Consider the following 17,461-nt stretch of genomic DNA (forward strand, 5'->3'; position numbering starts at 1 on the left):
GTTGAGCTTTGCCGGCACATCGTGTAAAGCCGCACCATCCCATTTCAGAGCATGCCCTGGAAGCCGTCAGACGGTTTTCGGACAAGGCCATGCCCGATCCAGCGCCCTCTTCAAAGGCAGTATATCTTCATGAGCAATGGCTTCGACCTTATCATCTTCGACTGCGACGGCGTTCTGGTCGATTCGGAAATCATCGCGGCGGAGGTCGAATCCAAGCTGCTGACGGACGCCGGCTATCCGATCAGCACCGAGGAAATGGGCGAGCGCTTCGCCGGCATGACCTGGCAGAACATTCTGTTCCAGGTCGAGCGCGAGGCGAGCATCCCGCTCTCCGCATCGCTCCTCGACAAATCCGAGAAGCTGCTCGACCTCAAGCTCGCCAGCGACGTCAAGGCCATTCCCGGCGTACCGCTGACCCTGTCGCGTCTGCCGATGCCGCGTTGCATCTGCTCGAATTCCAGCTCCGCACGGCTCGACATGATGCTCACCAAGGTGGGCTACAAGGAACTGTTCGCGCCGCATATCTATTCCGCCAAGGACCTCGGCGCCGACCGCGTCAAGCCGAAGCCGGATATCTTCCTGCACGGCGCCAAGCAGATGAATGTCTCGCCGGCCAACACCATCGTCGTTGAAGATTCCGTTCACGGCGTCCAGGCGGCGCGCGCCGCCGGCATGCGTGTCATCGGCTTCACGGGAGCATCGCACACCTACCCATCGCATGCCGACAAGCTGACGGATGCCGGCGCGGAAACGGTCATCGCCCGGATGGCGGACCTTCCGGGCGTGGTGATGGCTTTGGCGGAATGGGACGGCGTTTTGTAAGCAGCGGCAGGCAATAGTTTCAACCTATTGCCTGCGGCCCAAAATCCTTAGTTTGTCGCAGCGTGCTTCCTGCGGGCCGACTTCTCGGCTTTCGCGGGCTTCTGCGGCCCCTGATCGAAGCTGAGCTGGACAATGGTGAAGCCGCCGGAACCACCGGCGACCTTGATGTCGTTGGCCGTGAAGAGGAACTGCGTCGTGGTCTCGCCCGGCGGGATTTCGGCGACAAAGTTGATGGTCTGGTCGTAAAGCGCCGTGTTGTTGTCCATGACGGCGACATGGACCGGCAAGGTGACCTTACCGGAGCCGCCCTGCGGGCCGGAGACAAGACGCCCTTGCGCGGCAATGTTGATGCCGAGGCTGGTGCCGTCACTCGTGCACTGGCGCGTCGCCTGGGCGAGCGATGCCTGATAGGTCAGCTGGTTCGGATCGTCCTTGGCGCCCTTGGCGTAGGTGCGATAGGTGGACGCCTCGTCGCGGATCACCACTTGCGGGCATTTGCCGGCGATATAGGCTTGGCCGCCGGTAACCGGCTGAGCGGAGCCAGTGGCTCCCGTCTGCGGTGCTACCGTCACGTCCGTGGCCGGCTGCTTATCGCCGCCACCGCCGAAACCGAGAGAACTGCAACCAGCCAACAATGCCAGAAGCGAAGCGGAGAAAAGACGACGCGAAACCCTGCCAAACACTATAATTCCACCCTCTGCATATAATTTACATTATCGGCCTGCAGCCTGTTCGACGGGCCTTTTATGACACTTGGCGATGGTCTATACCAGCGACGCAGCGAAAAATCGATTGGGTAGACACCGTTTTGGCTCACTTTTCGACGTCGACAGATTGGCGAAAGCCGCCGCCCGCCGGAAGCGACCGGATGGACATTGCGCAAACGCGAAAACCACGCGGCTGATCCGACGCAAAAAGACGGACGGCCATCGCTTCGTTCCTCTACTCTCTCAACCCATCACTCAGGCAATTTTGCGACCAAAGGAATTCTAGACCGTGGACTATATCTCAACGCGGGGAGAAGCCCCTGCCCTTGGCTTCTGCGACGCTCTTCTGGCCGGCCTTGCTCGTGATGGCGGGCTCTATGTCCCCCGGCAATGGCCGACCCTGACGAAAAAAGAGATTCGCGCCTTCCGTGGCAAGAGCTATCAGGAGGTCGCCTTCGCGGTGCTATCGCCCTTCACCAACGGCGAGATTCCCGATGATACCTTCCGCGGTATGATCGACGAGGCCTATGCCACCTTCCGCCATCCAGCCGTCGCACCGCTGGTGCAGACCGGGCCGAACAGCTTCGTGATGGAGCTGTTCCACGGCACGACGCTTGCCTTCAAGGATGTCGCCATGCAGCTGCTCGCGCGGCTGATGGACTATGCGCTGGAAAAGCGCGGACAACGGGCGACCATCGTCGGCGCGACCTCGGGCGACACCGGCGGTGCCGCGATCGACGCCTTTGCCGGACGCGATCGTACCGACATCTTCATCCTCTTCCCAAACGGCAAGGTCTCGCCGGTGCAGCAGCGGCAGATGACGACCTCGACGGCCGCCAACGTGCATGCGCTGGCAATCAACGGCAATTTCGACGATTGCCAGAACCTCGTCAAAGCGATGTTCAACGACACGGCCTTCCGTGACGGCGTCAGACTGTCCGGCGTCAATTCGATCAACTGGGCGCGCATCATGGCGCAGGTGGTCTACTACTTCACCACCGCCGTCGCACTCGGCGGGCCGGACCGAAAGATTTCCTTTACGGTTCCCACGGGTAATTTCGGCGATATTTTCGCCGGCTACGTCGCCAAGCGCATGGGCCTGCCGATCGACCGGCTGGTGATCGCCACCAATGAGAACGACATTCTTGCGCGCATGCTGAAAACCGGACGCTATGAGATGCGCGCGGTCAAGGCGACCACGGCGCCGTCGATGGACATCCAGATCTCCTCCAACTTCGAACGGCTGCTGTTCGAAGCCCATGGCCGCGATGCATCTAAGGTGCGTGCCGCGATGGAAAGCCTGAAACAATCGAATGGTTTTTCGATTAGCGAAGACGCGCTGAAGTTCATCAAGAAGGACTTCCGAGCCGGCCGCGCCAGCGAAAAGCAGGTGGCCGCGACGATCCGCAAAACACTCGACGATACCGGCTATCTCATCGATCCGCATACCGCCATCGGCGTCTTCGTGGCGGAAAAGAATGAGAAACCAACGAGTCCCATGGTGACGCTTGCAACCGCGCACCCGGCAAAATTCCCCGCCGCAGTAAAATCGGCATGTGGTATTGACCCGGCGCTTCCGACGTGGCTTGCTGGACTGATGAACAGGGAGGAGCGTTTCGACGTCCTCGATCCCGAGCTTAAAGCCGTTGAGACTTTCATCGGCAAGCATGCCCGGGCCGGGGAATGATAAACGCAGAAAGACAAGCGATGACAGTGGAGTGCACCCGGCTTGCGTCCGGGTTGACAGTAGCGACCCAAACGATGCCACATCTCGAAAGCGTGGCGCTCGGCGTTTGGATCAAATCGGGTTCGCGTAATGAAACCGAGGCGGAGCACGGCATCGCCCATCTGCTCGAACACATGGCGTTCAAGGGCACGGCCCGCCGCTCCGCGCGGCAGATCGCCGAGGAAATCGAGAATGTCGGCGGCGAAGTCAATGCCGCCACATCCACCGAAACGACCTCCTATTATGCCCGCGTGCTGCGGGACGATGTGCCGCTCGCCGTCGATATCCTTGCAGATATCCTGACCGAGTCCGCCTTCGACGAAGAAGAGCTTGCCCGCGAAAAGCAGGTCATCCTGCAGGAGATCAACGCGGCGAACGACACGCCCGACGACGTGGTCTTCGACAAGTTTTCCGAAGTTGCTTATCGCGGCCAGACGCTCGGACGCGCCATCCTCGGCACGCCGGAAACCGTCGTTTCCTTCTCGCCCGCGCAGATTCGCGGCTATCTCGACCGCAACTACACAACCGACCGCATGTTCGTGGTGGCAGCCGGCGCGGTGGACCACGACAGCTTCGTGCGCCAGGTCGAGGAGCGCTTTTCCAGCCTGCCGACCAAGCCGTCAGCCCCGCCCGTCATCGAGCCGGCTCGCTATATCGGCGGCAATATCCGCGAGACGCGCGACCTCATGGACGCGCAGATCCTGCTCGGCTTCGAGGGCCGCGCCTATCACACGCGTGACTTCTACTGTTCGCAGATCCTTGCCAATGTCCTTGGCGGCGGCATGTCTTCGCGGCTGTTTCAGGAAGTGCGCGAGCTTCGCGGCCTCTGCTATTCCGTCTATGCCTTTCATTGGGGCTTTTCCGACACCGGCATTTTCGGCATCCATGCCGCCACCGGCGGCGAGAACCTGCCGGAACTGGTGCCTGTTATCGTCGATGAGCTGCACAAGGCCTCCCACAAGATCGAGCAGCAGGAAATCGAGCGCGCCCGCGCCCAGATCCGCGCGCAATTGCTGATGGGCCAGGAAAGCCCGGCAGCCCGCGCCGGCCAGGTCGCCCGACAGATGATGCTCTATGGCCGGCCGATCCCGAACCAGGAGATGCAGGAGCGGCTACAGGGCATCACAATCGACCGCCTGACGGATCTTGCGGGCCGTCTGTTCTTCGATACTGTACCGACGCTGTCGGCAATCGGACCGTTGGAACAGTTGGCGCCGATGGAAGACATCGTCACATCGCTGTCTTCATCGACCCCCGCCTCCAAAAGCGCGAGCGGCTAAGGCACGCTTCGCGTGCCGATCGGGTCAATTCTCGGGGGAGTGTTGGGCGGAATGCAAAAATCGGTCTTTCGGTTTCTGTCACGTCATCCGGACGCGGTTGAACTTGAAGACGCGACCTATGTGCTGCGCCTGCCGCGTTATTCCGATTTTAACCAATGGCACAGGCTGAGAGCCGAGAGCCGCCGCTTCCTGGAACCCTGGGAGCCGACCTGGCGCCACGATGAGCTGACCGAAGGCGCTTATCGGGCCAGAGTCATCCGGGGGAAACAGGAATACAGCTCCGGTCAGGCCATCCCACTTTTCGTTTTCCTCAAGGAAAACGGTACATTACTTGGCGGCATCACGATCGGCTATATTCGCCGGGGTGCCGCGCAAAGCTGCATGATTGGATATTGGATGGGCGAGCGTCATTCCGGTCAGGGCCATATGTTCGCCGCACTTCGGTTGGTTATACCCTATATCTTTTCCGGACTTGAGTTGCACCGTATTGAAGCAGCCTGTATTCCGGATAACGAGCGTAGCATACGGCTTTTAGAAAAGGCCGGTTTCCAACGGGAAGGTCATTTGCGCGGTTATCTTAAAATCAACGGTCAGTGGCGTGATCACGTGATGTTTTCCCGGTTGGCGTCCGACGCCGACTTGCACGGAAACTCCGACAAGCGATGACCACCGCGCTCAAGCCATCCCTGCCGGTGACCAAATGGCTGCCCGCGATCCTCGCGACGCTTGCGGTCACCTTCCTGTTTTTCCTTGCCGGCATGGCGCATGCGGCCGAACCCGTAAAGATTTCGCGCGACGACACAGCGCTGGACCTGACGGCGACGACGGAAATATACACCAACCAGGGCGAGGCCTTTCAGGTCTCAACAGCCGCCGGCGCCGACGGTATCCGGCGCCGAATCGAGGTACGTTCCTCTTCACCGAACCATCAGGGCGACTGGGCCGTTTTCGCGCTCGCCAATGTCTCGGAAGAGCAGCTCGAGCGCGTCATCGTCGCGCCGCATTTCCGCCTGGTGAATTCGAAGATGTTCTGGCCTGATCTCGGCTCGCAGCGCATCGTCGCGATCACACCGAGCGAAGGCTTTGCGCTGGACCGCCAACCGAGCGACGAGGCCGATGTTTTCCGCATCACGCTCAATCCCGGCGCCGTCGTCACCTTCGTTGCCGAGCTCTCCTCGCCAAGCCTGCCGCAACTCTATCTCTGGGAACCGAATGCCTACAAGGATACGGTCAACGCCTTCACGCTCTATCGCGGCATCGTGCTCGGCATTGCCGGCCTGCTGGCGGTGTTCCTGACCATTCTCTTCGTCGTCAAGGGCACCTCGATGTTGCCGGCGACGGCAGCACTTGCCTGGGCGGTGCTTGGCTATATCTGCGTCGACTTCGGCTTCCTCGGCAAGCTCATCAGCATCACCTCCAGCGATCAGCGCATATGGCGCGCCTGCGCGGAGGTGGCGCTCGCGTCGAGCCTGGTGATCTTCCTGTTCACCTATCTGAATCTCAATCGCTGGCATGCGCATCTGGGCTACGTGACGCTTGCCTGGGTGCTCGGTCTCGCTTTGCTCTTCGGCGTGGCGATCTACGACCCCTCGATCGCGTCCGGTATCGCGCGCCTGTCGCTGGCGCTGACGGCGACCGCCGGGCTGCTGCTGATCATCTATCTCGGTTTCAGCCGCTACGACCGCGCCATTCTGCTGGTGCCCGCCTGGGCTTTGATCCTGGTCTGGCTGTTCGGCGGCTGGATGACGATCACCGGCAGGCTCGACAACGACATCATCCAGCCGGCGCTCGGCGGCGGGCTCGTGCTGATCGTGCTTCTGATCGGCTTTACGGTGATGCAGCATGCCTTTGCCGGCGGCGCGTTCCAGCAGGGCCTGTTCTCCGATCTCGAGCGACAGTCGCTGGCACTCACCGGCTCCGGCGACACCGTCTGGGACTGGGACGTGGCGCGCGACCGCGTCGTGACGACGCCGGACATCTCGACGAAGCTCGGCCTGTCGCCCGGCACCATGCATGGCGCGGCGCGCAACTGGCTGCCACGGCTGCATCCCGACGATCGCGACCGTTTCCGCGCGACGCTCGACGTGCTTCTCGAACACCGCCGCGGCCGGCTGAACCATGAATTCCGCATTCGCGCCGAAGACGGACATTTCCATTGGCTGTCGATCCGCGCCCGGCCGGTGCTCGGCTCGAACGGCGAAATCATCCGTTGCGTCGGCACCGTCGTCGACGTCACCGAGCAGAAGAATTCGATCGAGCGGCTGCTGCACGACGCACTGCACGATAATCTGACAGGCCTGCCGAACCGTCAGGTCTTCCTCGACCGCCTGCAGGCCGTTCTCACCCTGGCGCCGGAAGGCAATCAGCTCCGCCCGACCGTGATGGTGATCGACATCGACCGCTACAAGCTGGTCAACGATACCCTCGGTGTTGCGGCGGGCGACAATATCCTCATTGCCCTGACGCGTCGCCTGCGCCGCCTGATGAAGCCGCAGGATACGCTGGCGCGGCTTTCCGGCGACCAGTTCGGTCTGATCCTCGTTTCTGAGCGAGATCCAGCCAAGGTTGCCGATTTCGCCGATGCGATCAGCAAGGCGATCATGGTGCCGATCAATTTCGCCAATCGCGAGATCATTCTGACGGCTTCGATCGGCCTGACGTCCTGGGTCGACCAGCAGGAAAACGCCTCCGGCCTGTTGAGCGACGCGGAGCTTGCCATGTACCGCGCCAAGCGCGCCGGCGGCAACCGCGTCGAGCCTTTCCAGCCCGCCTTCCGCAGCTTCGGCACCGACCGTCTGCAGCTCGAAACGGATCTCCGCCGCGCCGTCGAGCGCAAGGAACTGTCGCTGGTCTATCAGCCGATCGTTCGACTGGAAGACGCCGAAGTCGCCGGTTTCGAGGCGCTGATGCGCTGGGAACATCCCAAGCGCGGCAATATTCCGCCATCGGAGTTCATCCCGATCGCCGAAGCGTCCGATATTATCGGTCCGCTCGGCATGTTCGCGCTGGAACAGGCAACCAACGACCTGATGGCCTGGCAGCGCCAGACCGGCGACCTGCCGCTGTTCGTCTCCATCAATCTGTCCAGCGTGCAGCTTCTCAACAACGAGCTATACGACGATATCCGCGCGCTACTCGCCAAAACCCATTGCGAGCCGCACCGCATCAAGCTCGAATTGACGGAATCGCAGGTGATGGAAAACCCGGAACAGGCACGCCTCGTGCTCGGCAAGCTGCGCGATGCCGGTATCGGCCTGGCGCTTGACGATTTCGGCACCGGCTACTCCTCGCTCTCCTACCTCACCCGCTTCCCCTTCGACACGATCAAGCTCGACAAGTCGATGGTCAGCGACGAAAGCGACAAGAAGGCCATACTCTTGCGCTCCGTCATCTCCATGGCGCGTGAGCTCAACATGCGCGTCGTCGCCGAAGGCATCGAATCGGAAGAGGACGCGCTCGAACTTGCCAAGATGGGCTGCGCCTACGGCCAGAGCTTCATCTTCGGCCCGCCGATGGGCACGGACTCGGTGCTGCGGCTGCTGAAGGAACGCTTTCCGCTGACGAAGAGGGCCTAGGGGCCGGTCTATCCCGCCCCCTGCGGGCGGGAAAGCAAAATCAGCATTTAGCCGGAAAGCTAAGTGCTAGATTTTTACGGCATTATGGAGCAAGTGCCACAAGATTCTGACGACTGCTGATGCCTATCTCCTGAGAGTGCCTCTGGAGTGTTGCGTATGGTGGAAGTCGCCGACGAATTGAAAGCGAAACTGAGCGAGATCGACGCCAGGATCGAAGAGCTGCGGCGGGAGATCGTCGTTCTCGATGATAAAAAGGCCGCCTTTGAGAAGGTGATCAAGGTCTACGAACCCGAATTCGAGCCCCACCCAGCGCGAGCGAAACGAGTCCGCACGTCGCCACGAGAAACGGCAAGTGGTCGGGTAACTGAACTTCTGAGGGGCGGGAACAACCGCCACATTGTGCTCGACATCCTCCGTCGCTCAGAGCGCCCGACGACGACCGCAGAGATCGCCGAGAGGTTCGCGAGCGAGGCCGACCTCGGGAGCAAAGCGTCACGGCTGGAGTCCGCCCTCACCAGCAGGTTCTCAGCGACGCGGAACGGCTTGGTAAAGCAGGGTCTGTTGCGACAGGCTGGCACCGCCGACGGCCATGGCAGTTGCCAGTGTTGACCAGCGCTCCCAGCCTTGAGGAAGTCCAGTCTCTCGAAGAGGCCCTTCACCGTCCAGAGGTAAGGTGTTCCAGAGAGGCCGTCGAAAGGTTGCTCGCAGAAGGATTTGTGGAATTTGGAGCTTCTGGCAGCGTATACGACCGAACAACCATAATCGATCTTCTCGTGCACGAGGGCGGGACCGATGAAGGCGATCTCCGAACAGCGAACCACTCCCTGAAGCGGCATTTGCTTACATAAGTCCGCAAATTTACAAAGCGGTTGTATTTCGCTTGCAGTCGCGCTGCATCCGCTGTCATGGGCCGCCCAATTGCCGGATACCGGGCCACTGCACGGTATCCGCGGTCCCGAACAGCGCTATCCTTGCGATTTGTTTCCCACGCGACACTACGCCCATGCTTGTGTCCCGATTGACCGGAGGTCGCAAAAGGAGCATGTTTGGGGGGTATTCGAGTACGTCTGGATAGTGCGCTGGGGGTGTACATGGCTTTTAACAACGTCGGTCCAGTGGTTTGGCTGGATGAGGGGCAGTCGGTGACATGGTGGTACACGCGCGACGGCGGCGCTGACTTCGGCACCCAGTTTGCCAGCGCAGATATCAAAATCAGCGACCCCTTCAGCCCCGGTGCTATTCTCGTCGCAGAACAACAAGGCAAGCAAACCAATTCGTGGACAGGGATAACTACTTACTACGTCACGATCAAGAGTATCGCCCACGGTGGTGCCTATTATAACCTGCAAGGTGGAGGGATGGCATAGGCATGGACCTCACCCTCATTCGCGATAGGCATGGCAAGATCATCGGCGCGGCGCACGGTCACATTGCGGACCGGCCGCCACATCAGCTCGCCCCAGGGGATCAGGCGGGGCCAATGGCTGTGGCAGGCCAGACGTTCGAACACGTCACTGTCTCAGATGAATTCGCTCAGCTCAAGGGTGACCCCCAATCGTTCGGGCAACGAATCAAGGAACACTTCCGGGCGGAGGCACCGGCAACGGGGCGATCGCCCAAAAGGCGAGGGCCAGAACCAGGCTGAGAACGCCGAAATGAAGAGACTGATTGCGAGTCGTACATAGCACCGTCCCTTCTCTGCAAGCGAGCCGCCTTGACGCGCCATCCAGTCGAAGTTGCGGACTCGGCCGAGCGATAGCATCGTCTGGAAGTCGATTCCCAGCCGACGAAGGAACTCGCCGCCATCAACGGCACCGGCTCCCCGGCCGTCAGCGACGGCGGGTTCTCCGTCGCCTATCCGCTCCCGGATTCCATGGTCCCGTCGAAGAAGGAGCGAAATCCACCCGCCGCGCTGCCCCCTTCGACCGCGACGGTCGCCAAGTCCTCGCGCCCCGCGCAGATCGCAACGATGCGGCGTTATGGAGCAGTTGTGGCACTTGCTCCATAACGCCGGATTTTTGTAAGGGCGGGGGTAGGTAGGGACGCACTTAATCCTTGGAATGATTTAAGCAAGAACGTGACCCCCGCTCTGGCAATTTCAATGGCTTAGAAATTGCGCTTAGTCTCAAATATGCTGAGACCTCGGTATCGCAATTCCTAAACCAGTGAAATTGCTTTCTCGCCCGCCGAGGGCGAGATAAGGCCCCGAATTTGCGGCCGCCACCTATCCTAACAGGATATTGTACTTACACCCCGCCAATCACCTGCCGTATATATTCCAGCTTCGTCACCACCGGCGACGACAGGATAAAGGGGTAGGAATCCGGCTGACCCATGCTGCGCTGGATGGCATTGATCGCGACGCTCAAGGGAATCCAGGCGCTGACCAGCTGTGCGGCGCTTTCGGCCCTGTAAGGATTGAAATCCACCTCCGCCGCCATATCGTGATAGCCGAAGGGATCGACCGCCAGGCCGAAGGAGCGGGCGGTTTCCAGTGTGTCGACAATGTGGAGATAATGCGCGAAACATTCGGCGAAATCTTCCCAGGGATGGGCGCTGGCATAGGCGCTGATGAAATTGTCCTGCCAGTTGGGCGGCGGACCATTGTCATAGTGCCGCTGCAGGGCTTCGCCGTAATCCACCCGCTCGTCGCCAAAGACGGCCCGGAAGGCGTCGAACTGGTTGCGGTCACGGATCAGCTTGTTCCAGATAAAATGGCCTGTCTCATGACGGAAATGGCCAAGTAGCGTGCGGTAAGGCTCGTTCATCGAGGCGCGCGCCTGTTCGCGTGTCACATCATCGGCCTCGGCGGCGCGGATGGCGATCAACCCTTCCTCATGGCCGGTCCTGGCCGGCACGACGTAGCCGCCCTGCACCTCGTCCTCGAGGAAATCAAAGACCAGCCCGCCCTGCGGATCCTGTTTGCGATCGGGATGCGGCAAGTTCCAGCGCAAGAGCGAATAGAACAGATGCCGCTCAGCCTGGCCAATCCGCCGCCAGCGGTCCCTGCCCTGCTGCGTATCGGTGTTCGGCACCAGGCGATTGTGACGGCAGGCCAGGCAGAAAGGTTCCGGATCCGCCGCATCCACGAGCCAATTGCAGATGTCGAGTTCGGCATTGGCGCAGAAACGCACCATGTGGTCTGACTCGGCAACCACGCGCCAGTTCTGCCCATCACCGGGCTCCAGCGCATAGATCGCCAGACGCTCGGGAACAAAGCCGAGCTGATGACCGCATCGTATGCATTGCCTGTTATCGAAATGTACCGGCTGACCGCAATGATCACAGGCAAAAAGCCGCATGGAAGACCCCCGTAATTAAACCATGACGGACATAAAAGAGCCTGCCGCGACATCGCGGCAGGCTCTTTGCTTTGCCGCATACGCGGCAGCATATCAAATGGTTCGGCGATTCATAAGCTGATGCTCAACCACCAGCCGGATTACATCCGGTCGACCGCGCCCTTGACCTTATCTTTCGCCTTACCGACTGCGCTTTGCACCTTGCCCTTGGCTTCCTGGGCGGCGCCTTCGGCGCGCATGCGCCTGTTATCGGTGGCCTTGCCCGCGGCCTGCTTGGCCTTGCCAGCCATTTCGTTGGCTTTGCCGGATATCTTGTCACTCATGCTGCCCATGTCGAGCACCTCCTCATTCGGCACTGGCGGAGTTGCCGGTGCTGTCTTGGGAAACGTCACGGACAATACTTCGTTCCGCGCGAGCGGCTCAAGCGTGTCCCGCATGCGGCGACAGCATCGCGGCATTGATGCCCATCAGAGCCAGAGCGCGCTCATATTTGTCGTCAAGGCTACGGTCGAAGATCAGCTCGTCATTGGCCGGGCAGTTCAGCCACCCGTTGCTGCCGATCTCCGCCTCCAGCTGACCCGCGCCCCAGCCGGCGTAGCCAAGCAGCATGGTAGCCCGCTTCGGCCCGCTTCCCCTGGAAATGGCGCGCACGATATCCAGCGTCGCCGTCAGGCTGATGTCGTCACTGACCGGAATACTGCCGTCGCTCAGATAGTCGTCGGAATGCAGGACAAAGCCCCGGCCGCTTTCGACCGGCCCGCCGGTCTGGATCGGGAAATCCCGTGCGACCGGTGGCAGGACGATAGCGTCGTCATCCTTGATCATATCCAGATGCAGCAGCACATCGGCAAAGGTCAGGTTCTGTGCGCGGTTGATGACGAAACCCATGGCTCCGGCATCGGAATGAGCACAGATATAGATCACCGTACGGTTGAAATTCCGGTCTTCCATGCCAGGCATGGCAATCAGGAACTGGCCGTCGAGCAAACCTCTTTCGCGTCTATTCTTCAACGTCGATAGGGACATCGTGCCTCCTGACTGCAGTCCATAACTGCGCCCCCAAGAAGAAAGATGGGGCAATGTCATAAATCAATCAACTGAAAATGATCATTTCTTTCTCCCGCTGTTCTGGCACAGCACGACGCCATCCGGTAAACCCTTGCTTCATGTTGGAAAAACTCTGTTTTGCTGGCCTATTGAGAATGCCGCTGGGCGTGCTCGCGGCAACGATACTGGCCTCTTCGCCTGTCCATGCCGCCACGAGCGACTGGGCCGACAATCCGGGCGGCCGCATGCGGTTGGTGGCGCTGGCGCCGGACGCTCACGGTCATATTCGCGCCGCGTTGCAGATCGAGCCGGCGCCCGGCTGGATCACTTACTGGCGCGAGCCTGGAGAAAGCGGAATTCCGCCACAGGTGAGCCCCGCGCCCAATAGCGGCGTGACGCTTGCGAAGATGGGGTTTCCCGTGCCCAAGCCGATCACCGTCGGCGCGATCCAGGAGATCGGCTATGATGCGCCGGTGACATTGCCGCTGGATTTCCGTGTCGAGGGCAAGCAACCGGCAAAACTCGAGCTTACGGCCTTTATCGGCCTCTGCAAGGATATCTGTATTCCATTCCAGGCCGAGCTTTCGCTGCCGCTTTCGGCCGCCGGTCAGTCGACCCCGCATGAACAAGCCTTGCTCGACGCCGCCGATGCGTCACTGCCGCAGGCTCCTGCCCCGGATTTTGCCGTCGAAAGCCATGGTCTCTCAGCTGATTCGAAGACACTGTCGCTGAGCCTGACGCTGCCGGAGACAAGCGGAGACGCACCACTGATCTATGTGACCGGACCGACCGGTTACGTCTTTTTCAAACAGACAAGCGGCAAGCGCGATGGCAAGAGCTTTGCGACCGATATCGCCATCGGCAAGCTGCCTAAAAATTATGACATCAAGGGCAAGAGCTGGGGCATTCTCGTCATCGACGACGAGCACGCCATGGAAACCATGCTTGCGTTCGAATAGGCCGGATCTATAGTTTCGCCCAACATCTTCATCCAGGGCGGCAGTCCCACCGCCCCACAATCGCAACCCAAGGAGAGAGCCATGACCATCGCTATCGGCGACAAACTGCCCGCCGCCACCTTCAAGGAAAAGACCGCCGACGGCCCGGTGGAGATCACCACCGAGCAGCTGTTTGCCGGCAAGCGCGTCGTGCTCTTCGCGGTTCCCGGCGCCTTTACGCCCACCTGCTCGCTGAACCATCTGCCGGGCTACCTGGAAAACCGTGACACCATCCTCGCCAAGGGCGTCGACGATATCGCCGTGATCTCCGTCAACGACTGGCACGTCATGGGTGCCTGGGCGCAATCTTCCGGCGGCATGGGCAAGATCCACTTCCTCGCCGACTGGGACGGCGCCTTCGCCAAGGCCGTCGGCCTCGACATCGACCTCTCCGCCGGCGGCCTCGGCGTCCGCTCCAAGCGCTACTCCATGCTGGTAGAAGACGGCGTGGTGAAGACGCTCAACATCGAGGAAAGCCCCGGCCAGGCCACGGTTTCGGCGGCGGCTGCGATGATCGAGCAGCTTTAAGCTCTTTAGTAAGGTAGCGAACCACGGGGCCAACCCTCGTGGTTCGAGGCCCCGCTGCCTTTGCTTCGCTGCGGCCACGGCGCACCTCACCATGAGGGTTTGAGCGAATGCGCAGATGTCGAGAGAGCCTCACCCTGAGGAGCTCTTTGAGGCGTGAGCCGAAAAGGGCCTCGAAGGGCGATGGCGGGCGCGCATAAGCGGCGACCATTCGACACCTGGACTTGCAGCCCCTCCCCAACTTTCGATCCTGTCAAACACTCTATCCACACCCCGCCTCTTTTTCGCCGCATTCTCTCGGCTACTACACGTAACGTTATTACATTAAGAGAACCCCGCATGCCTTTCAGCAACGATCCCTTCGCCGCCTCCCTGATCGGGCGCTCCGTGTTGACGCGCCTGGTCTTTGTCGCGGTCGGCATTGCGGTTCTCTGGGCGGCCATCGGCTGGGCGGTGGCTTTGGCATGAGCGCTCTGATCCGCCTTGACAATCTCACCGTCACCTATGAGCGCCATCCGGCCGTGCACCATGTCTCCGGCGCGTTCCAGGCGGGCAGCCTGACGGCGATTGCCGGGCCGAATGGGGCGGGCAAGTCGACGCTTTTGAAGGCGATCATCGGTGAGCTCAGGGTCGCTGAGGGATCCATCGATCGCGGCTCGTTGACGCGCAATGATTTCGGCTATCTGCCGCAGGCGGCCGATATCGTCAGGCGCTTTCCGATTTCGGTTGCCGATACGATCATGCTCGGCGCCTGGAAGAATTCCGGCGCCTTCGGCCGTTTCTCGCGCGCGGATGCCGAGCGGGCGCGGGATGCGCTGGCCGCCGTTGGCCTTTCCGGCTTCGAGCGCCGGCATATCGGCTCGCTCTCGGCCGGGCAGTTCCAGCGCGTGTTGTTTGCCCGGCTGCTGCTGCAGGACGCCCGCGTCATCCTGCTCGACGAACCTTTCACCGCCATCGATCAGCGCACGACGCGCGATCTGCTCGACATCGTGCTGCGCTGGCATGGCGACGGACGTACCGTAATCGCCGTGCTGCATGATTTCGATCAGGTGCGGGCGCATTTTCCCGAGACGCTGCTGATCGCGCGCGAGCTGGTCGGCTGGGGCCGGACCCAGGATGTGATGAGCCCCGCCAACCTCATCAAGGCGCGGGCCATGGCCGAAAGCTGGGATGAGGAGGCTGAAAGCTGCTCGCCCGAGCCGGATCATGCCGGCCACCAACTGGCAAAGCAGGAGCCGGCCGAATGACGGCCTACGATATTTTCCTGGCGCCCTTTGCCGATTACGGCTTCATGCGGCGCGCGCTCATCGCCTGCCTCTGCCTCGGCCTCGGCTCCGGCCCAATCGGCGTCTTCCTGATGCTGCGGCGCATGAGCCTGATGGGCGACGCCATGAGCCATGCGGTGCTGCCCGGTGCTGCTATCGGCTATCTCATCGCCGGCTCGCTGTCGCTGACGGCCATGGGGCTTGGCGGGCTGGTGGCGGGCCTCTCCGTGGCGCTGCTCTCCGGGCTTGTCAGCCGCATGACGGTGCTGCAGGAGGATGCGAGTTTCGCCAGCTTCTATCTGACCTCGCTGGCGCTCGGCGTGCTCATCGTCTCTCTGCGCGGCTCCAATATCGATCTGCTGCATGTGCTGTTCGGCACGATCCTCGCCATCGACGCTCCTGCCCTTTACCAGATCGGCGCGATCACCACCGTGACGCTGCTGATGCTCGCCGTCATCTATCGGCCACTGGTGATGGAGTGCTTCGATCCGGGCTTCCTGCGCGCCGTCGGCGGGCGCGGGCCGGTCTATCATTTCCTGTTCCTGCTGCTCGTCGTGCTCAATCTCGTCGCCAGCTTCCAGGCGCTCGGCACGCTGATGGCCGTGGGGCTGATGATGCTGCCTGCGGCGATTGCGCAGCTCTGGTCGCGCAGCCTGCCGGCGATGATGGCGATCGCGACGGCAACGGCGGCGGCCTCGGGCTATATCGGCCTCGTCGCCTCCTACCATCTCGAATTCGCCTCCGGCCCGACCATCATCATCACGGCGAGCATCATCTACGGCTTTTCCATTCTGTTCGCACCGTCGGGCATCGCCCGCCGGTTCATCCCCCGTCCCCATCTCAGGGGCTAATCTTGATCAAGGAGACATTCATGAGCAAACACAGACTGCTTCTCTCCACTGCGGCGGCGGCCTTCGTCGCCTTCGGTGTTGCGGCTCCCGCCTCCGCCGAGACACTGAACGTCGTCGCCTCCTTCACGGTGCTTGCCGACGTCGTCAAGCAGGTCGGCGGCGACCATGTGAAGGTGTCGAGCCTCGTCGGCCCGAACGGCGACCCCCATGAATTCGAGCCCTCGCCGGCCGACGCCAAGAAGCTGAATGCCGCCAAGGTCACCTTCGTCAGCGGCGAAGGCCTGGAAGGCTGGATGGACCGGCTGATCAGCGCCTCGGGCTACAAGGGCACGCCGGTCGTTGCGTCGGAAGGCATCAACACCCGCACCATGGTCGACGACGGCAAGACGGTTACCGATCCGCATGTCTGGAACAGCCCGGTCAATGTGAAGATCTGGGTCGCCAACATCGAAAAGGCGCTGTCCGCCGCCGATCCGGCCGACGCCGCCGATTTCAAGGCCAATGCCGAGCGCTACACCAAGGTGCTCACCGAGCTTGACGCCTATGCCCACGGCAAGTTCGACAAGGTCGCTGAGGATCGCCGCAAGGTGCTCACCAGCCACGATGCCTTCGGCTATTTCGGCCGCGAATACAATGTCAGCTTCCTGTCGCCGCTCGGCGTCTCGACGGAAACCGAAGCCTCGGCCGCCGGCGTCGCCAAGCTGATCGAGCAGATCAAGACCGAGCATGTGAAGACCTATTTCTTCGAAAACTCCAACGATCCGCGCCTGGTCAAGCAAGTCGCCAAGGCCACCGGCGCCGAACCCGGCGGCGAGCTCTATGTCGAATCCCTCTCCAAGGCCAACGGCCCGGCTTCGACATATGAAAAAATGTTCCGTTATAACGTTGACCAGATCGCCGCCGCGATGGCGAAATCGAGCTGAGCCAGCCGGACGAACATGGCCGCAGGCACCAGCCTGCGGCCACTTTTTATTTAAAGATTGAGATCGAAGACCAGCAGCCCGGCAAGCCCGCCATCGGTCGATGAGACGATGCGCTCGCCAACGGCGACATGCTCCGGATGCACCAGATAGACATCCCGCGCCTCGACACTTTCAAACGTCACCGCGAAGCCATCGACAAAGCCGCCATGCAGCCCTTCCGGCGAGACATTCGGCCCGTATTTGATATCGACGATGCCGGGAATGACCTGCTGCAACGCGGCCACGGATTCGAAAAGCGCTTTCTTCTCATCCTGTGTCATGGCGGATTTCAGCCGCAGGAAAACGCAATGCAGGATCATGGATACAGCCTCCCTGGATGTTGGGGGCAGCATAGAGGGAAAGGGGGATGGGGCAAGATGGGGTGTGGGTGATGTTTGGGG

General features: G+C 61.2%; 19 protein-coding genes. 14 read left to right on the forward strand and 5 right to left on the reverse strand.

Annotation, left to right across the window (positions count from 1 at the left end):
• Nucleotides 1-129: 129 nt before the first annotated feature.
• Nucleotides 130-822, forward strand: a complete 693-nt coding sequence (locus EX00_RS23150; protein ID WP_047463410.1) for an HAD family hydrolase — start codon at nucleotides 130-132, stop codon at nucleotides 820-822.
• Nucleotides 823-869: 47 nt separating this feature from the next.
• Here the strand turns inward: EX00_RS23150 and EX00_RS23155 are convergent, their stop codons facing one another.
• Nucleotides 870-1,505, reverse strand: coding sequence for a hypothetical protein (locus EX00_RS23155; RefSeq protein WP_047463412.1), 636 nt, complete (start codon nucleotides 1,503-1,505; stop codon nucleotides 870-872).
• A 313-nt stretch (nucleotides 1,506-1,818) separates the two neighbouring features.
• On the opposite strand from EX00_RS23155, the gene thrC reads away from it, so the two are divergent.
• From thrC to EX00_RS23185, 7 genes are all read left to right on the forward strand, one after another.
• Nucleotides 1,819-3,216: a threonine synthase gene (gene thrC, locus EX00_RS23160; RefSeq protein ID WP_047463414.1), complete on the forward strand. Its 1,398-nt coding sequence runs from the start codon at nucleotides 1,819-1,821 to the stop codon at nucleotides 3,214-3,216.
• Nucleotides 3,217-3,236: 20 nt separating this feature from the next.
• Complete coding sequence (locus EX00_RS23165) at nucleotides 3,237-4,535, forward strand: M16 family metallopeptidase (protein ID WP_047463416.1); 1,299 nt, start codon at nucleotides 3,237-3,239, stop codon at nucleotides 4,533-4,535.
• Nucleotides 4,536-4,586: 51 nt separating this feature from the next.
• Nucleotides 4,587-5,201 carry a GNAT family N-acetyltransferase gene (locus EX00_RS23170; RefSeq protein WP_047463418.1) on the forward strand — a complete coding sequence of 205 codons (615 nt, stop codon included), beginning with the start codon at nucleotides 4,587-4,589 and terminating at the stop codon, nucleotides 5,199-5,201.
• A complete protein-coding gene (locus tag EX00_RS23175; protein ID WP_047463419.1) occupies nucleotides 5,198-8,110 on the forward strand; it encodes an EAL domain-containing protein in 2,913 nt (970 codons plus the stop codon). The genes EX00_RS23170 and EX00_RS23175 overlap by 4 nt, the downstream gene beginning before the upstream one ends.
• Before the next feature lie 156 nt (nucleotides 8,111-8,266).
• Nucleotides 8,267-8,719: a hypothetical protein gene (locus EX00_RS23180; protein ID WP_047463421.1), complete on the forward strand. Its 453-nt coding sequence runs from the start codon at nucleotides 8,267-8,269 to the stop codon at nucleotides 8,717-8,719.
• Nucleotides 8,713-8,958: a DUF4440 domain-containing protein gene (locus EX00_RS31260; RefSeq protein WP_234709091.1), complete on the forward strand. Its 246-nt coding sequence runs from the start codon at nucleotides 8,713-8,715 to the stop codon at nucleotides 8,956-8,958. The genes EX00_RS23180 and EX00_RS31260 overlap by 7 nt, the downstream gene beginning before the upstream one ends.
• Before the next feature lie 243 nt (nucleotides 8,959-9,201).
• Nucleotides 9,202-9,477 (forward strand): hypothetical protein, encoded by a 276-nt coding sequence (locus EX00_RS23185; protein ID WP_047463423.1) that lies wholly within the window; start codon nucleotides 9,202-9,204, stop codon nucleotides 9,475-9,477.
• A gap of 879 nt (nucleotides 9,478-10,356) precedes the next feature.
• Here EX00_RS23185 and EX00_RS23195 read toward each other — a convergent pair.
• The 3 genes from EX00_RS23195 to EX00_RS23205 form a co-directional block, all read right to left on the reverse strand.
• Nucleotides 10,357-11,412, reverse strand: coding sequence for a zinc-binding metallopeptidase family protein (locus tag EX00_RS23195; RefSeq protein WP_047463427.1), 1,056 nt, complete (start codon nucleotides 11,410-11,412; stop codon nucleotides 10,357-10,359).
• A gap of 140 nt (nucleotides 11,413-11,552) precedes the next feature.
• Complete coding sequence (locus EX00_RS23200) at nucleotides 11,553-11,744, reverse strand: CsbD family protein (protein ID WP_047463429.1); 192 nt, start codon at nucleotides 11,742-11,744, stop codon at nucleotides 11,553-11,555.
• Between the two features lie 88 nt (nucleotides 11,745-11,832).
• Nucleotides 11,833-12,438, reverse strand: coding sequence for a YqgE/AlgH family protein (locus EX00_RS23205; protein ID WP_047463431.1), 606 nt, complete (start codon nucleotides 12,436-12,438; stop codon nucleotides 11,833-11,835).
• Nucleotides 12,439-12,578: 140 nt separating this feature from the next.
• Between EX00_RS23205 and EX00_RS23210 the strand changes: the two genes are divergently transcribed.
• From EX00_RS23210 to EX00_RS23230, 6 genes are all read left to right on the forward strand, one after another.
• A complete protein-coding gene (locus EX00_RS23210; protein ID WP_234709092.1) occupies nucleotides 12,579-13,418 on the forward strand; it encodes a protein-disulfide reductase DsbD domain-containing protein in 840 nt (279 codons plus the stop codon).
• A gap of 81 nt (nucleotides 13,419-13,499) precedes the next feature.
• Nucleotides 13,500-13,985 carry a peroxiredoxin gene (locus tag EX00_RS23215; RefSeq protein WP_047463435.1) on the forward strand — a complete coding sequence of 162 codons (486 nt, stop codon included), beginning with the start codon at nucleotides 13,500-13,502 and terminating at the stop codon, nucleotides 13,983-13,985.
• A gap of 336 nt (nucleotides 13,986-14,321) precedes the next feature.
• Nucleotides 14,322-14,450: a hypothetical protein gene (locus EX00_RS32170; RefSeq protein ID WP_267884791.1), complete on the forward strand. Its 129-nt coding sequence runs from the start codon at nucleotides 14,322-14,324 to the stop codon at nucleotides 14,448-14,450.
• The gene (locus EX00_RS23220) at nucleotides 14,447-15,229 is read left to right on the forward strand and encodes a metal ABC transporter ATP-binding protein (RefSeq protein ID WP_047463437.1); all 783 of its coding nucleotides are present in this window, start codon (nucleotides 14,447-14,449) and stop codon (nucleotides 15,227-15,229) included. The genes EX00_RS32170 and EX00_RS23220 overlap by 4 nt, the downstream gene beginning before the upstream one ends.
• Complete coding sequence (locus EX00_RS23225) at nucleotides 15,226-16,098, forward strand: metal ABC transporter permease (RefSeq protein ID WP_047463438.1); 873 nt, start codon at nucleotides 15,226-15,228, stop codon at nucleotides 16,096-16,098. Before EX00_RS23220 ends, EX00_RS23225 begins: the two co-directional genes overlap by 4 nt.
• A 20-nt stretch (nucleotides 16,099-16,118) precedes the next feature.
• Nucleotides 16,119-17,021: a metal ABC transporter solute-binding protein, Zn/Mn family gene (locus tag EX00_RS23230; RefSeq protein ID WP_047463441.1), complete on the forward strand. Its 903-nt coding sequence runs from the start codon at nucleotides 16,119-16,121 to the stop codon at nucleotides 17,019-17,021.
• 50 nt (nucleotides 17,022-17,071) lie between these two features.
• On the opposite strand, the gene EX00_RS23235 is transcribed toward EX00_RS23230, so the two are convergent.
• Nucleotides 17,072-17,380 (reverse strand): Dabb family protein, encoded by a 309-nt coding sequence (locus EX00_RS23235; RefSeq protein WP_047463443.1) that lies wholly within the window; start codon nucleotides 17,378-17,380, stop codon nucleotides 17,072-17,074.
• Nucleotides 17,381-17,461: the final 81 nt, after the last annotated feature.

Source organism: Martinezella rhizogenes, assembly GCF_000799715.1.
GTDB classification, from domain to species: domain Bacteria; phylum Pseudomonadota; class Alphaproteobacteria; order Rhizobiales; family Rhizobiaceae; genus Rhizobium; species Rhizobium rhizogenes_C.

What these genes read in the sequence shown, in the direction of transcription:
- EX00_RS23150 (WP_047463410.1), top strand. Translation starts at nt 130, where the DNA reads ATGAGCAATGGCTTCGACCTTATCATCTTCGACTGCGACGGCGTTCTG.
- EX00_RS23165 (WP_047463416.1), top strand. Translation starts at nt 3,237, where the DNA reads ATGACAGTGGAGTGCACCCGGCTTGCGTCCGGGTTGACAGTAGCGACC.
- EX00_RS23170 (WP_047463418.1), top strand. Translation starts at nt 4,587, where the DNA reads ATGCAAAAATCGGTCTTTCGGTTTCTGTCACGTCATCCGGACGCGGTT.
- EX00_RS23175 (WP_047463419.1), top strand. Translation starts at nt 5,198, where the DNA reads ATGACCACCGCGCTCAAGCCATCCCTGCCGGTGACCAAATGGCTGCCC.
- EX00_RS23180 (WP_047463421.1), top strand. Translation starts at nt 8,267, where the DNA reads ATGGTGGAAGTCGCCGACGAATTGAAAGCGAAACTGAGCGAGATCGAC.
- EX00_RS23185 (WP_047463423.1), top strand. Translation starts at nt 9,202, where the DNA reads ATGGCTTTTAACAACGTCGGTCCAGTGGTTTGGCTGGATGAGGGGCAG.
- EX00_RS23195 (WP_047463427.1), bottom strand. Translation starts at nt 11,412, where the DNA reads ATGCGGCTTTTTGCCTGTGATCATTGCGGTCAGCCGGTACATTTCGAT.
- EX00_RS23200 (WP_047463429.1), bottom strand. Translation starts at nt 11,744, where the DNA reads ATGGGCAGCATGAGTGACAAGATATCCGGCAAAGCCAACGAAATGGCT.
- EX00_RS23205 (WP_047463431.1), bottom strand. Translation starts at nt 12,438, where the DNA reads ATGTCCCTATCGACGTTGAAGAATAGACGCGAAAGAGGTTTGCTCGAC.
- EX00_RS23210 (WP_234709092.1), top strand. Translation starts at nt 12,579, where the DNA reads ATGTTGGAAAAACTCTGTTTTGCTGGCCTATTGAGAATGCCGCTGGGC.
- EX00_RS23215 (WP_047463435.1), top strand. Translation starts at nt 13,500, where the DNA reads ATGACCATCGCTATCGGCGACAAACTGCCCGCCGCCACCTTCAAGGAA.
- EX00_RS32170 (WP_267884791.1), top strand. Translation starts at nt 14,322, where the DNA reads ATGCCTTTCAGCAACGATCCCTTCGCCGCCTCCCTGATCGGGCGCTCC.
- EX00_RS23220 (WP_047463437.1), top strand. Translation starts at nt 14,447, where the DNA reads ATGAGCGCTCTGATCCGCCTTGACAATCTCACCGTCACCTATGAGCGC.
- EX00_RS23225 (WP_047463438.1), top strand. Translation starts at nt 15,226, where the DNA reads ATGACGGCCTACGATATTTTCCTGGCGCCCTTTGCCGATTACGGCTTC.
- EX00_RS23230 (WP_047463441.1), top strand. Translation starts at nt 16,119, where the DNA reads ATGAGCAAACACAGACTGCTTCTCTCCACTGCGGCGGCGGCCTTCGTC.
- EX00_RS23235 (WP_047463443.1), bottom strand. Translation starts at nt 17,380, where the DNA reads ATGATCCTGCATTGCGTTTTCCTGCGGCTGAAATCCGCCATGACACAG.